Below are 13,480 nucleotides of genomic sequence, written 5' to 3' on the forward strand. Positions count from 1 at the left end.
TAAATCTAAGCAATCTGATAATTCCTTCAATCCTCCACTTCGTCTTTCGGACTACCTCAGTCAATCAAATCCAAAACCTCGCTAATCGGCTGGTCGCTGTTTATTAAAATGCCTTTTACACCGGCTGCGGTTCCTGCTTCTACATCACGGTCGCGGTCGCCAATAAAGTATGATTTTGCCGGGTCGAGGTTGTATTTTTCAATGCCCTGTAACAGCAGCCCTGGTTTTGGTTTGCGGCAATCACAGTCGCCGGTAAAATTGGGATGGTGCGGACAGTAGAAAAAGTCGGTTATTTCAACGCCGTGCGCGTGGTAAGTTTCTTTCAGACTAAGGTGCATTTTGGCAAGCTCATCTTCGGTGTACCAACCTTTGGCCAAGCCGCCCTGGTTAGTGGCCACCAACAACAAATAGCCCTTGTTCTGTAAAATTTTCAGGGCATCAAAATTATCAAGGATATGGAAATCTTCAATCCGGCGCACGTAGTCGCCCATTTCGCGGTTCAATACGCCATCACGGTCTAAAAAAACAGCTTTATTCTTTTGCAGCATTTAAATCAAATTTTTGCAAAGGTAACAAATCCTTAAATATGGTTTTTGCGATGGCATGCCCGTGAAAAACAAAAGGCACGATAACCGGAGTTATTATGCCTTTTTATGCCGAACGCACACTTGTTGCGCTGTTAAAATTTTACTTACTGGTAAAATTATAAGGTACTTTATTGAATCCACCACCCGAAATTACGGCTATCGACACCGAAATTATGTTACCGTGGGTATCATAGTTGTTTACCAGTGTAGTAAAGCTAAAGGTGCCTGTCATCTCTCTCTTTACCGAATCGATAGCGGTTACCACCACTGTACCGGAGCCGGGGGCAACGGCGCCATTTGGAACGTAAACAATAGCTCCGGCATCGTTTCTTTTCGGTGTTGAAAATGCTAACGCTACATTTGGTGTGCTATCAACAATATAAGTACCTAACGGAAATCCGCTGGTGTTGCTGCCACTAGCCTTTGTGAGTGACAGGGTTACCTTTCTGTTAAATGCAGTACCCTCGCAGGTAAAAGTTTTTGTTTTGGCAATTGAATTGTATACTAATGATGAGGCTACAGTATCGGTAAACCATGTACTGTCTTTTATGTTGGCTATCATTAAGTTGGTAGCGGTGGCGGTTGCTACAACTGTGTCTTTTTTACAATTTTCAAGAAATAAAATACCCGATAACAAAATAGCAATAAGTGAAATTTTCTTCATATATATTTATTTAGCAAAGGAACGACTTTTACCTAAATTTAATATAAAGTATTTCGTTTTTTACATTTTTTAACACTTCGGGCGTTTTAGGTCGTATTTATTAACATTTTGGGCGCCTCGCTGAACGGGGCGCCCAATGAGGTTTTCTACTTAAAATACGATAGTGGAATCTCTTTCCACATGCCATGAGAGAGCCCGCCGGTAAGCAATTCGTAAATTAAATACAGAGGCCAAAATATGTAGCTGAGTAACAGGTATATGATGTTATGGTTATAGTGCCAGTTTATCATTAGTGTGTAAATCCCCAACACTAAGTAAAGGATGCTTGAGTCTCTTCTTTTCATGATTTTAACAGAGTTTAAGTATAAATTCTTTTCAATATTAACAAATTAAGGTAACTATATGGCAAATTTGTTTGCATAAATAAAAGCAGGTTTAATTATAGGTTTACACATTGTTAATAACTATTACTGAACTCAGGTTAAGTTAAATTTGTTTGTTAAGCATAATTATATAACTTGGCATCCGGTATTCAAAAATATCATACTATAAAACCTATTTAAAAACAAAATGCCCTTACAAGGGTTTACTTAAAAAAAACAAAACTTATCATGGCAACAACAAGTGGTATTACTGCGTATTCAGTAAAAACAAAAACTAAAAATGTACCAATGATCGATCCTGTAATTGATATTAAATCAGGAAGGTACATCGCAACAGGAAAAGACGCCGAAGGCAACAAAATGGCTGCAATTATGGGTAAGGCAACTGCCGAAGAGCACATAAAAGCAGGCAATGCTAAAAAAGGTTCTGGCTGGTAGTCGGTACTGTTGTACGTATTAAAATCATTGGTTTTATATAAATCTGATGATACAAAAATGCCTGGCATAAGTTTTATGTTTAACAAAACGTAATTGCTTATGCCAGGCGTTTGCTTTTAAGCTCAAAAAAGATAGCGGGCAGATCGAAATGATTTCAATCAATAGTATTTAAAGGACACTATCATTATCCATGCCTTTTATTTGTTCCTTGTAAGCATTTGGCAACAAGGTGTTTTTGAAAGGTTTCTCCAACCCCGCCCACTTTAGCATTTTATACAAAACTACCGCCGGGCTTATCCATTTGGTACTTCCAATCGGCAGCAATGCTTTGACTTCGGCAGGCACAAGTATTACCTGTACCTGTTTTAGTATCGCATATCTTAACATGCCCAGATGTTTTTTATATTGTTGGTATAAGTCTATAGTAAATTTGCTGCTGATAAGGTTTTGCTCAAGGTGTTCTGCCCGCATTATACAATACTCGTCGTAGTTTCCGGGCAGTCCGGCTAAATTCATCCTGTTGCCCACCCGATAAAACACCTGGAAAACTTCCTTTTTTTCTGCGATATCAAGCTTGCGCTCCAGTAACTCAAACGACCGGATAGAGTAGTCGATCAGCAAGAATAAAACATCGCGATAGGCCCAATCAGGAATTTGGGCACCTCGATTTTTTTCAACGCCTTTGTGTATGGCAGCAATCTGGTCTATGGAGTTTAAGGCTGTTTTCTCGCCTGAAAAAATGATCTGCCGTGAATAGGTGACGGTCGAAAACAGGCGGCCAAGCGGATCAGCAGGTAACCGTCCCGTAAAATACAGCCAGTCCACCGCTTTATTCAGTGCGAACTCCGCGGCCGCCCCGGCGAAAATAAACAACACGGTATCGGCCTTTCCCCATATCTTCCGTACTATTGAATCTTTATCAACAAAAGAACGTTCCATTTTAATTTAAAAGTTTTTCATGCTTAGCCTTAAATTCTCAATCACAATTACCAGGCCTATGCCAAGCGTATATGCCAGCAAATCAGTAAACGAAAAAGAAGTACCCAACATTATTTTAGCAAGTTTTGAATGTTGCATCCCCAGCAAGGTTACCAAATGAAAATATTGCGAAATCTCCACCAGGTAGGAGAATAATAAAACTCCCAGAGCTGTACTGACAATGGGTGTATTAATAAAACTTTTTATAAAGCAGTAAATAAGGATTACTACCAGAAAATCACCGCCATAGGGGCGTATAATGGCGTCGTGAAAATCGGCTCCGATTATAAATTCAATGGAAAATAACAATAACATCAGGACGAAATACCAGTGGTTAAACCTAAACTTATCTAACATATAAAAGTACTTTGAAATGCAAAGTAATCGAAAATAGTTTACATTTACAACAGCAGGCAGCGAGATTCCCGATTTAGTTACATGCACACCGAACACCATATTCTTGACAAAACACTCATTTTTTACTACCTTTGTGTCATTCCAGCCCGTTTTGATATATAACTTTTCGGCTTACAACCACACTTGGTGGTTAGGCAACGGGTGTTTCTATTCTAAAATTTTAATATATATGGCAAAGTCACAGGCGACCTTCATGAAGAAGCAACTCGAAAAAAACAGGCAGAAGAAAAAAGAAGATAAAGAGCAACGTAAGCTTGACCGCCAGCAGAACGCAGGCAGTAGCGATTTAGACAGTATGATGGCTTACGTAAACGAATTTGGCGAGATTGTTTCGACCCCGCCTGACAATTTTAAAAAACCACAGGAATAAAATTCCTGCTTTATATGTAGATTAGTAATTCATTACTAATCTGCATGAAAAAAGCCCTGCTTCTCTTATTTTTGATCGTCTTCCAATCAGCTTATTCCCAGGATATTGTTGGTAATTCCATTGTTTTGGGGCACACAGATAGCATCCAATCAAAAATACTTAACGAGAAACGCACCATCTGGGTGCATTTGCCTGCCGGGGCGGCCAGCAAAAACAACACTTCGCGTTATCCCGTAGTTTATGTGCTTGACGGTTCTGAGCATTTTGCTTCTGTATCGGGTATTATTCAATACCTGAGCGAAGCAAATGGTAATATGTTTTGCCCGGATATGATAGTGGTGGGTATAAACAACACAGACCGCACGCGTGACCTTACGCCAACCTATGGCGCGTTCGACTACGAAAACAAGCCAACAAATTCCTTCAAAACCTCCGGCGGTGGAGAGAAGTTCACAGCATTTATCGAAAAAGAGCTGATGCCATATATCGAAGCGAAATATCCCACCGCGCCGTTCAGGATGCTGATTGGACACTCATTCGGCGGGCTTACTGCTGTAAATATCCTGGTAAATCATACCGAACTTTTTAACGCCTACACTATTGTTGATCCGAGTATGTGGTGGGACAGGTACAAGTTGTTAAAACAGGCGCACGATGTTTTAAAACAAAAAAACTTTACAGGTAGATATGTTTTTATGGGGATAGCCAACACCATGCCCCCCGGCGATGACACGTTACATGCCCATCACGATACTTCAGCAAAAATAAATCATATCCGTTCGATATTAAACCTGGCCGATGAATTCAAAGCCAATCCTGGCAATGGCCTAACTTTCAACTATAAATTTTATAATGATGACAACCATAACTCATCGCCGCTGATAACGGAATATGATGCCTTCCGGTTTCTATTCAGTTATTATAAACTGCCAAAGGAAACTGATGAGGCACTATTTGATGCAAACGCCAAAATTGATGTGGCGGCAGTTATTGAAAATCATTATGCTGATGTTTCCGGGCGTATGGGCTACAGGGTGATGCCGCCGGAAACCATATTGGATGCCATGGGCCACGATTATATCGAAGTGAATTTGCCGGACAGGGCTCTGGCGGTATTCTCGCTGAACGTTAAATATTACCCCAATAGTGCAGGGGCGTATGCCGCGATCGGCGATTATTACAGCGCGCAAAAGAACAAAATGAAGGCTGCGGAGTTTTACAATAAGTCGTTAACGATCATCGAAAATAAGACCACGAGAGATAAGTTGATCAAGCTTAAGGATTTAAAATAATTGTCAAATTAATGGCTGCCAAACATATCAAAATTCTAAAAAATGCGAAAACCATACTCCTTATCGACTGCCCGGATAAAAGTGTGCCGATGGCGCTATTGAAAGCTGGTTTTATGGTGATAGGATATTCGCCGGATAAGTACACATTGATATCTTAAAAAATTGATTATGCTGAAGACAATCTCGTTTTCAACGACCTTGAAGGCACACCAGGCGAAGTTGAAATTGTAAACATTTTCGAGCCTGAAGCTGAGCATGCGGATATCATTGAGCGGCATATGTTACCTTTAAAAGCTAAAGCGGTTTGGCTGCAACCACCCGTAACTTCATCAAAAACAGCTAAGCTGGCAAAAAAACACGACTTAATATTTGTGAAAGGTTATGATATCGCTTCAGCAGCCGCTGAATTGTCCATTAATAATTGAGCTCTCTCAACAAAAAAGGATGCAGCCATTGGCCGCACCCCTCCTAATTAACTATAAACTGACTGCTTTATTCATCTTTTATATTGAAGTGAGGCTTTCCGCATTTTTAAACGCTCATGTCGACGTGCTTTGTTCGTTCAACCGCTAACCATGTTGACAATGCCGCGCTATCTGAATTATCGGCTGTAAACCGGGCGCTTATGAGGTGTCCCAGTAGCTGCCGGTATGGTGTGGCGCTTATTTTTCCGCCGACACTGCTCGAATGTGAAAAGGTGCCGGTCGGGCCAATTACACCCTGGGTGCCGTTGGTGCTTTGTACCTTAACTCCGTCATCGTCCCCGCACGATGAGGCGAGCAACACGATGGCTGCCAGCAGTAAAAATAAATTATCGATCCTTTTCATGAGCGCAAATGTTAAATAATGGTTTTCTGATGCTTCGTTGTTCAAAAACGGAAACCTTTCAACATCCCAAAATTCAACAAACAGCGATCAATAGCATTCAGGACAAATACCTGAATCAGCAAGTAAATACACCTGATTTTGTATGCGTATTATTTACTATTATGATGCGTATTTCTACGCTGTTTGAATGTATTACCTCAATAACTTCTTGTTTTAAGCTACAGGTGATTTAAATGCATGTGTAAGGGGGGACTAAATTTGTTATTTGTAAAATATTGAATTCGCCCAAGTCACGGTCCCTGAAAATTGTCCGAATAAGTTTATATTGCAGCCTTAATCTAAAGCCGAATGATCACTAATCACAACCCCGAAATCAATCCGAAAGCTTTTTTAAGAATGATTACCATAATTTATGGCGCGTTATTGGTCGGCCAAACCTTATTTGCCGTTGTGGTCTATTCAATAGCTATTAACCCTGTTCTGAATTTGAAACCCGTTAATGACATATTTTTTTATTTAGTGCCGGTATTCGTTATAGCCATGGGGTTTACCGGGAGTTTATTATACAAGAAAAGGATTGAGAATGCGAGGGGTGCGGCGACTGTTAAAGAAAAGATTGCGGGCTACCAGACTGCGGTAATAACAAGACTTGCGCCGTCTGAAGGAGCCACATTGTTTGCCATTGTTATTTTTATGCAAGGGTGGAACTTGTATTACCTGGCAATTGCAGCCCTTAATATTATCTATTTTTTAGTTCTTAGGCCGAGCCGGGCAAAAATAGAAGAAGATTTGAACTTGAGCTACGACGAAAAGGTACAGATCTAAACAAAAAATGCTTACCGGTATTTATGGTAAGCATTTTTTTGTAACTGTTTCGCACTTTAGATTTTCCTGTAATGCGGGTTTAACATCCGCAATGCCATTTTTGGCTTGTGCATATTGGCAATAGCATCTGCCCGGTATTTTTCATAAAAAGCGTTCGTCATTAAGTTAACCTGGTAAGGGTAGTTTTTGCGGTTGATAGCGTATTTGGTTAATCTGCTTACAAATGCCTCGCTAAAATCCCCTGGCTTATAGTTCTCCAAATCGGCGTTTTTTGCCTTCTTTTCATCTATCCAGAGACCGCAGTATTTAGGATCTTTCCATTTATCGAGTTGTTTTTGAGTCGGCCTGCTGGGGGGAGGTGGGGGCGGCAGGTAGTAAAAAGTAATGGTTTGCTGGTCTTGTTGCGATGCACTCATTTGCCTGAAAATTGGCTCCAGTTTTTCCCGGTCTTCTTCCGTGATTTTATCGGGGTGCTTTATTGCGCGGTCTGCATTTTCTTCATATTTGGCTGTAATGGCCATGTATTCTTTTAGTTTTTCTTCAGAAACGCCGTCTTTGGTATACGGATAGTCGCTAAACCTTAGCCTGGGCGGTACTTTGGTTCTGACTTTACTGCCAGGTGCCGCAGTGTCGGTAGGTTTGTTTTTTGCGGCGGGTTTAGTCGCAGGTGGTGTTTGCAATGCTTCAGTTTTAGTACAAAACAAAATGAAAGCGATTGCCAATACCGGGACAATGGCAAGCCTGGCAAGCATTGCTGCTGCTGTTGAGGTGGTTTTAGTCATCATAATTAAGCGTTTTTTGGTTACAGAATAATTGAATTGGCTGGTGATGGTTAAGCTTTTACCATAGCCCAGTTTGCTGAATAGCAATTGCTGGTAGTCCGTAATGCTGTTATTTCCTGCAAGTACTGCAGCGTCGGCTATAAACTCGTGGTTGAGCTGTACGGCCTTGCGGTATAGCGGTATAAAAGGTTAAACCAGCAGAAAATTTGCAACAGCTCTATAAAAATTACATCTGCCGAGTGGCGCTGGCAGGCGTGAGCCAATTCGTGTTTTAAAACACTATCTTCTATTTGCTTGTTGGCATACTCATCTTTATTTAAAAAAATATAGTTTAAAAATGTGTGTGGGGTAAGTTTTTCGTTAACCAAAACCAGCCGGGTACTCAAATAATCAACCTGGGTATTACGCCGCACAGACAAACTGATTGTAATTAGATTCCGGGCAAAACGATAAAGCAGCAGTAAACATACAATAGCATATATTGTAACTAAGCAATAAAGCGGGTAGTTAACGTAGTGGGGAACCGCATTAACAACAGGTACATTGGCATAAACCGGTGTTTGCGTCTGGACGCCGTTAGCCGGCAGGAATTGCAGTTTTTCTGTAACCGGTTGTATTGCCGGGATTACTTGCGGCACCCTTTTAACCGCAATAAATGGAGTTGCCAGCGAAAATACTAAACTCGCTAAGAGGTAAAACCTGTTGAATTTATAGGTGGTTTTATTCTTAAGCAGCAGGTGGTATGCGAGCAGCAGCATGGCCGAGCATAATGTGAAGTTTATAAGGTAGGTTATCATGATTTTTTCTTTTTAAGCTGGTTATCGATAATTTTTTTCAGGTCCTCCAGTTCTGTATCAGTTAGGTTGGTTTCTGTAGTAAAAAACGAGGCAAACTGCATGGCAGAACTGCCGAAAAAGTCTTTTATCAAACTGTTGACGTGTTTTGAAAAGTAGTCGGATTTTTTTACCAGCGGATAGTATTGCCTGGAGTTGCCCATTAATTTATAGCCTACAAAACCCTTGTTCTGCATCCGCTTTAGTAAAGTCGCCAGTGTTGTAGTTGCGGGTTTAGGGTCGGGGAAGCTTTCGATGATGTCTTTCATATACAGCTCCTGCTTATCCCAAATAAGTTCCATTAATTGCTCTTCGGCTGCGGTAAGTTTCATTTATGTTCTATAAGTTTAGAGTTTACTCTACAAATGTAGAGTAATGAATTGAATTTGCAACAAAAACGCAAAAAATATTTTTAACGCCCGGATATGCACTTTAAATCTTTGCTTTATTTTTTTGGCATGGTGTTAGTGCATTTTATTTAACAATTTTAATTTACCATGTGGAAGCAAACCGACAATAAGCTTTATAAATCTTTCCAATTCAAAGATTTCATTACAGCCTTTTCATTTATGACAAAGGTGGCCCTGCTTGCTGAAAAAAGCAACCATCACCCAACCTGGACAAATACTTATAACAAAGTAGAAATTTGGTTGTCGACCCATGATGCCGGCGATATCGTTACCGACAAAGACAAACTGCTTGCGGAAGAGATAGACGCAGTGGTGTAAGTGAATTTGAAATCTTTAATTATCACTAACTCAATCAACTTAATCTAGCCTAATCAACCTATCAACATATCGTCAACTTTTCCACAATCCTGCTAAACACCGGGCAATGCATTAACTTTACCCACCTATTAAAAAGGAGCAAACCGTTTGGCAAAAGACAATAGTAAAGAGACGCCCTTAATGCAGCAGTACAACCAGATAAAGGTAAAGTACCCCGGTGCATTATTGTTGTTTCGTGTGGGAGATTTTTATGAGACTTTTGGCGAAGACGCCATCAAGGCAGCCGGTATTTTGGGTATCGTGCTTACACGTCGTGCAAATGGGGCGGCGACACATATTGAGCTGGCGGGTTTTCCGCACCACTCGCTGGATACTTACCTACCCAAACTGGTGAGGGCCGGGCAGCGGGTAGCCATTTGCGACCAGCTAGAAGACCCCAAAGCCACCAAAACTATTGTTAAGCGTGGCGTTACTGAATTGGTTACTCCTGGTGTGGCCATCAGCGACAATATCCTAAATCAAAAAAGCAATAATTACCTCGCTTCTTTATACTTCGAGAAAAACAGCCTGGGTATCGCCTTAATCGATATTTCGACGGGCGAGTTTTTAACCGCCCAGGGCAATAGTGACTATATCGATAAGCTGTTGCAAAGTTTCGCGCCATCCGAGGTCATCTATCCAAAAAGCCGGCAGCGCGATTTTAAAGACACCTATGGCGACCGCTTTTATACCTACACACTTGACGAGTGGCCATACAGCGGGGATTATGCGCAGGAGGTATTGCTAAAGCATTTCGGCGTAAAATCATTAAAGGGTTTCGGTATTGACAAGTTGAACCTCGGTATTATAGCCGCAGGTGTTGCGCTGCATTATTTAAATGAAACCGAACATCGCAACCTGCAGCATATCTCGGCCATCGGCAGGATAGAAGAAGACCGCTACCTTTGGCTCGACAGATACAGCGTACGCAACCTTGAACTGGTTGGCTCAGCAAACGAAAATGCATTAACGCTGGTTGACGTGCTCGACCATACCTGTTCGCCAATGGGAGCACGCCTGCTACGCCGCTGGATTGTAATGCCGTTAAAAGAATTGAAACCAATAAACGACCGACTTGGCGTTGTTGAATATTTGATCGAGCAGGAAGACTTGCGCGAATCACTCAAACAAAATATAAGGCTGATTGGTGATTTAGAGCGACTAATATCAAAAATTGGCCTGCATAAAGCTAATCCGCGCGAGGTTTGCCAGCTTAAAAAAGCCTTGCTGGCCATTGATGTAATTAAAAAAATTGGCGAAACATCGGTTAGCCTGCCGCTGCAGGCAATTGCAGCTCAATTAAATCCATGCACGCTCATTAGTGATAAAATTGAGAAGGAGTTAAATCCAGAGCCTCCAGTTATGCTGGTGAAAGGCAGCGTGATGAGTGACGGGATAAATGAAGAATTGGACAGGCTTCGTAAAATTGCTTTTGGCGGAAAGGGTTATTTGCTGGAGATACAAAAGCGCGAGGCCGAACAAACCGGCATACCCTCGCTTAAAGTATCGTTTAATAACGTATTTGGCTATTACCTTGAGGTTACCCACAGCCACCGTGATAAGGTGCCCGCTGAATGGATACGCAAACAAACACTGGTAAATGCCGAGCGGTACATTACGCCCGAGTTAAAGGAATACGAGGAGCAAATATTAGGCGCGGAAGAAAAAATACTGGCCCTGGAAACCAGGCTGTATAACGACCTGCTTTACTCGCTTGCAGAGTACATCAAGCCTATACAACTGAATGCACAATTGGTGGCCCGTTTGGATGTGCTGCTAAACTTTGCTACTATTTCCATTAAAAACTATTATGTTAAGCCGGAGATGAACGATAGCCGGGTTATCGATATAAAAGGTGGCCGCCACCCGGTTATTGAAAAGAATTTGCCGTTGGGCGAGGAATATATCACCAATGATGTGTTCCTCGATTCGGAAACCCAGCAGATAATTATTATTACCGGGCCAAACATGGCCGGTAAATCGGCATTGCTAAGGCAAACCGGGCTGATAGTGCTGATGGCACAGATGGGCTGTTTCGTGCCTGCGAAAGCCGCTTCGATTGGTTTGGTTGATAAGATATTTACACGCGTTGGCGCATCTGATAACCTGTCGTCCGGCGAATCGACCTTTATGGTGGAGATGAACGAAACCGCAAGTATCCTGAATAACCTGTCGGACCGCAGCCTGATTTTGCTTGATGAAATTGGCCGCGGAACATCTACTTATGATGGTATTTCCATCGCCTGGTCAATTGCTGAATTTTTGCATAACCAACCAACGGCAAGGGCTAAAACCTTGTTTGCTACCCACTACCACGAACTGAACGAGTTGAGCAACTCATTTAACCGCATCAAAAACTTTAACGTATCGGTAAAAGAAGTTGGCCACCAGATTATATTTTTACGTAAGCTGGTGCCCGGCGGCAGCGAACATAGCTTTGGTATCCACGTGGCCAAGCTTGCGGGCATGCCACAAAAAGTATTAAGCCGCGCCAACGAAATATTAAAGAAACTGGAAAACGAGCGGACAGGGGGGGAGCATATCAAAGAAAGTATCCGTAAGGTGCAAAAGCAAGCTGTACAAATGCAGATGTTTAGTATTGACGACCCGGTGCTTGTAAAAATACGCGATACGCTGAATAACCTCGATGTAAATACCCTTACGCCTGTTGAAGCCCTGATGAAGCTGGATGAGATACAACGGGTGATAAAAGGGTAGTGATAAAAGGTTGGAGAATAGAGATTAGGTGGAGATTGAAGATGCCAATAGTGTTTTACTATGGTAAAATATTGTATCTTAGTTGTTTATCAACCTGCCGGTTATGCGTTTTAATAAATCACAATTGTTTATCTTATCGGCTATAATTGCCGTTGCGGTACTTTCATCTTGCAGCGCGCTAAAACGAGCAACTACACAGCCATTGGTACTGAATAGTCCAATACCGGATGCGCCCGGTAAATCAATCGTGATTAATAATGTGCCTGTAAAGCAGGTACTAAAGCACCGGCCACCCTATGTTATGGTACCGCCTGCCGATAGCATCGCAAAAAAATACGCGACAATTTTAGACGTAAGAAAAGCGGAGATACAAAACGGAAGACTTTACGATTTTATAGATCAGTGGGTAGGTGCGCCGTACCGATTTGGCGGCCTTGCGCGCGATGGTGTTGATTGCTCGGGCTTTGTGTACCTGTTGCAGCAGCAGGTTTATGACATTGCCGATATACCACGCTCAACCAACCTGCAAATAAACTACATCAATCAAAAGCCTGAAAACGAACTCAAAGAGGGCGATTTGGTCTTTTTTGATTTTGACGGAAAGCAGTTTAGCCATGTGGGCGTCTACCTGTTAAACGGCTACGTAGTGCATGCCAGTACCAGCAAGGGCGTTATTATCTTGAAACTACATTCGCCGTCGTTGTTTAAATATTTCTCACGTGCCGGTTCGGTGATTGACCCTGCGGATTTGCCGCCCGCAGAGAATTGAGGGTGGAAATACTAATCATAGGCCCTCTATTTTTCCAGTCTTACTGACTTTCCCGGCTTTCGGAATGCCAATTGTTAATATGTTAAAAACATCCGCAATTTCCACAATCCTTATTGCACTTACCTTTATGGTATGAATAAAATAAATTACCTGTTTTGTTTATTAGCCGTTACTACTATTCTTTCGTCGTGCCATAGCCGCAGGGTCGCCATGCGCGGGCAACCAGGCCAGATTGTACAGCCCGAAGGCAGTATTGCCGATAAATATGCCGGTATATTAGGGGTTGATAAGAGCCAGATCCAAAACGGTCGTTTATATGCCTTTATCGAGCAGTGGATGGGCACTCCGTACCGGTTTGGCGGAGAAGATAAAAGCGGCGTTGATTGTTCGGGGCTGACACAGCTATTGGAGCAGGAAGTTTACGGAATAAGCATCCCGCGCTCAACCAGTCAGCAGATAAACGTGATTAAGCGCAAATATGAGGAAGAACTGGTAGAAGGCGATTTGTTGTTTTTTGATTATGATGGCAAAAAATTCAGCCATGTGGCGGTGTACCTGCAAAATGGTTACTATGTTCACGCCAGCTCTTCAAAAGGGGTTATTATAACCAAACTTCACGATCCATACACCTATAAGTATTTTTCAAGATGTGGCTCAATCCTGCCCGATACCGGTTATGCAGCTTCGGGCGGGAGTAAATAAGAAGGCTTATTTATATAGGTATTCAACAGGGTAATATGTTCCACCGGCACTCTCCATCGTTTTTGATGAGCGACTTTAAATTGAAATCCGTAATTTTGTCCCATCATGTCAACACCCAAAGAAGATA

At 42.0% G+C, this 13,480-nt stretch carries 19 protein-coding genes; 10 read left to right on the plus strand and 9 right to left on the minus strand.

From position 1 onward, the window contains the following. Positions 1 to 56: 56 nt before the first annotated feature. The 3 genes from NAF19_RS19020 to NAF19_RS19030 all read right to left on the minus strand — a co-directional run bounded on the left by NAF19_RS19020 (position 57) and on the right by NAF19_RS19030 (position 1,595). A complete protein-coding gene (locus NAF19_RS19020) occupies positions 57 to 548 on the minus strand; it encodes a D-glycero-alpha-D-manno-heptose-1,7-bisphosphate 7-phosphatase (protein ID WP_252791917.1) in 492 nt (163 codons plus the stop codon). A gap of 139 nt (positions 549 to 687) precedes the next feature. Further along, complete coding sequence (locus NAF19_RS19025; RefSeq protein WP_252791918.1) at positions 688 to 1,251, minus strand: DUF6252 domain-containing protein; 564 nt, start codon at positions 1,249 to 1,251, stop codon at positions 688 to 690. Between the two features lie 146 nt (positions 1,252 to 1,397). Beyond that, complete coding sequence (locus tag NAF19_RS19030) at positions 1,398 to 1,595, minus strand: hypothetical protein (protein ID WP_252791919.1); 198 nt, start codon at positions 1,593 to 1,595, stop codon at positions 1,398 to 1,400. A gap of 267 nt (positions 1,596 to 1,862) precedes the next feature. Here NAF19_RS19030 and NAF19_RS19035 point away from each other — a divergent pair, with 267 nt between their 5' ends. Next, positions 1,863 to 2,072 (plus strand): hypothetical protein, encoded by a 210-nt coding sequence (locus tag NAF19_RS19035; protein WP_252791920.1) that lies wholly within the window; start codon positions 1,863 to 1,865, stop codon positions 2,070 to 2,072. 168 nt (positions 2,073 to 2,240) lie between these two features. Here NAF19_RS19035 and NAF19_RS19040 read toward each other — a convergent pair whose 3' ends face one another. Beyond that, positions 2,241 to 3,011 carry an oxygenase MpaB family protein gene (locus NAF19_RS19040; protein WP_252791921.1) on the minus strand — a complete coding sequence of 257 codons (771 nt, stop codon included), beginning with the start codon at positions 3,009 to 3,011 and terminating at the stop codon, positions 2,241 to 2,243. A 6-nt stretch (positions 3,012 to 3,017) separates the two neighbouring features. Continuing rightward, a complete protein-coding gene (locus NAF19_RS19045; RefSeq protein WP_252791922.1) occupies positions 3,018 to 3,407 on the minus strand; it encodes a ribosomal maturation YjgA family protein in 390 nt (129 codons plus the stop codon). 229 nt (positions 3,408 to 3,636) lie between these two features. Between NAF19_RS19045 and NAF19_RS19050 the strand changes: the two genes are divergently transcribed. From NAF19_RS19050 to NAF19_RS19065, 4 genes are read left to right on the plus strand one after another with little or no spacing between them, the layout of a single operon-like run. After that, positions 3,637 to 3,837 carry a hypothetical protein gene (locus tag NAF19_RS19050; RefSeq protein ID WP_252791923.1) on the plus strand — a complete coding sequence of 67 codons (201 nt, stop codon included), beginning with the start codon at positions 3,637 to 3,639 and terminating at the stop codon, positions 3,835 to 3,837. Between the two features lie 44 nt (positions 3,838 to 3,881). Next, positions 3,882 to 5,129, plus strand: coding sequence for an alpha/beta hydrolase (locus NAF19_RS19055; protein WP_252791924.1), 1,248 nt, complete (start codon positions 3,882 to 3,884; stop codon positions 5,127 to 5,129). Positions 5,130 to 5,140: 11 nt separating this feature from the next. Next, on the plus strand, positions 5,141 to 5,287 hold the full coding sequence (locus NAF19_RS19060) for a hypothetical protein (RefSeq protein WP_252791925.1): 147 nt from the start codon (positions 5,141 to 5,143) through the stop codon (positions 5,285 to 5,287). 3 nt (positions 5,288 to 5,290) lie between these two features. Next, complete coding sequence (locus tag NAF19_RS19065; protein WP_370362896.1) at positions 5,291 to 5,554, plus strand: CoA-binding protein; 264 nt, start codon at positions 5,291 to 5,293, stop codon at positions 5,552 to 5,554. Positions 5,555 to 5,660: 106 nt separating this feature from the next. On the opposite strand, the gene NAF19_RS19070 is transcribed toward NAF19_RS19065, so the two are convergent. Beyond that, on the minus strand, positions 5,661 to 5,957 hold the full coding sequence (locus NAF19_RS19070) for a hypothetical protein (RefSeq protein WP_252791926.1): 297 nt from the start codon (positions 5,955 to 5,957) through the stop codon (positions 5,661 to 5,663). Positions 5,958 to 6,305: 348 nt separating this feature from the next. On the opposite strand from NAF19_RS19070, the gene NAF19_RS19075 reads away from it, so the two are divergent. Continuing rightward, complete coding sequence (locus NAF19_RS19075) at positions 6,306 to 6,782, plus strand: hypothetical protein (protein ID WP_252791927.1); 477 nt, start codon at positions 6,306 to 6,308, stop codon at positions 6,780 to 6,782. Between the two features lie 56 nt (positions 6,783 to 6,838). Here the strand turns inward: NAF19_RS19075 and NAF19_RS19080 are convergent, their stop codons facing one another. The 3 genes from NAF19_RS19080 to NAF19_RS19090 form a co-directional block, all read right to left on the minus strand. Beyond that, positions 6,839 to 7,567, minus strand: coding sequence for a hypothetical protein (locus NAF19_RS19080; protein WP_252791928.1), 729 nt, complete (start codon positions 7,565 to 7,567; stop codon positions 6,839 to 6,841). Between the two features lie 134 nt (positions 7,568 to 7,701). Next, entirely contained in the window at positions 7,702 to 8,361 is a 660-nt protein-coding gene (locus tag NAF19_RS19085) for a M48 family metalloprotease (protein WP_252791929.1), read from the minus strand. Then, positions 8,358 to 8,729, minus strand: a complete 372-nt coding sequence (locus NAF19_RS19090) for a BlaI/MecI/CopY family transcriptional regulator (protein ID WP_252791930.1) — start codon at positions 8,727 to 8,729, stop codon at positions 8,358 to 8,360. The genes NAF19_RS19085 and NAF19_RS19090 overlap by 4 nt, the downstream gene beginning before the upstream one ends. 165 nt (positions 8,730 to 8,894) lie before the next feature. On the opposite strand from NAF19_RS19090, the gene NAF19_RS19095 reads away from it, so the two are divergent. The 4 genes from NAF19_RS19095 to NAF19_RS19110 all read left to right on the plus strand — a co-directional run bounded on the left by NAF19_RS19095 (position 8,895) and on the right by NAF19_RS19110 (position 13,353). Further along, positions 8,895 to 9,125, plus strand: coding sequence for a 4a-hydroxytetrahydrobiopterin dehydratase (locus NAF19_RS19095; RefSeq protein ID WP_252791931.1), 231 nt, complete (start codon positions 8,895 to 8,897; stop codon positions 9,123 to 9,125). 147 nt (positions 9,126 to 9,272) lie between these two features. After that, on the plus strand, positions 9,273 to 11,882 hold the full coding sequence (gene mutS, locus NAF19_RS19100) for a DNA mismatch repair protein MutS (protein ID WP_252791932.1): 2,610 nt from the start codon (positions 9,273 to 9,275) through the stop codon (positions 11,880 to 11,882). A 103-nt stretch (positions 11,883 to 11,985) separates the two neighbouring features. Further along, the gene (locus NAF19_RS19105; protein ID WP_252791933.1) at positions 11,986 to 12,651 is read left to right on the plus strand and encodes a C40 family peptidase; all 666 of its coding nucleotides are present in this window, start codon (positions 11,986 to 11,988) and stop codon (positions 12,649 to 12,651) included. A gap of 132 nt (positions 12,652 to 12,783) precedes the next feature. After that, positions 12,784 to 13,353 (plus strand): C40 family peptidase, encoded by a 570-nt coding sequence (locus tag NAF19_RS19110; RefSeq protein ID WP_252791934.1) that lies wholly within the window; start codon positions 12,784 to 12,786, stop codon positions 13,351 to 13,353. The last annotated feature ends 127 nt before the right edge of the window (positions 13,354 to 13,480 follow it).

This window comes from Mucilaginibacter flavidus, from assembly GCF_024055575.1.
GTDB classification, from domain to species: domain Bacteria; phylum Bacteroidota; class Bacteroidia; order Sphingobacteriales; family Sphingobacteriaceae; genus Mucilaginibacter; species Mucilaginibacter flavidus.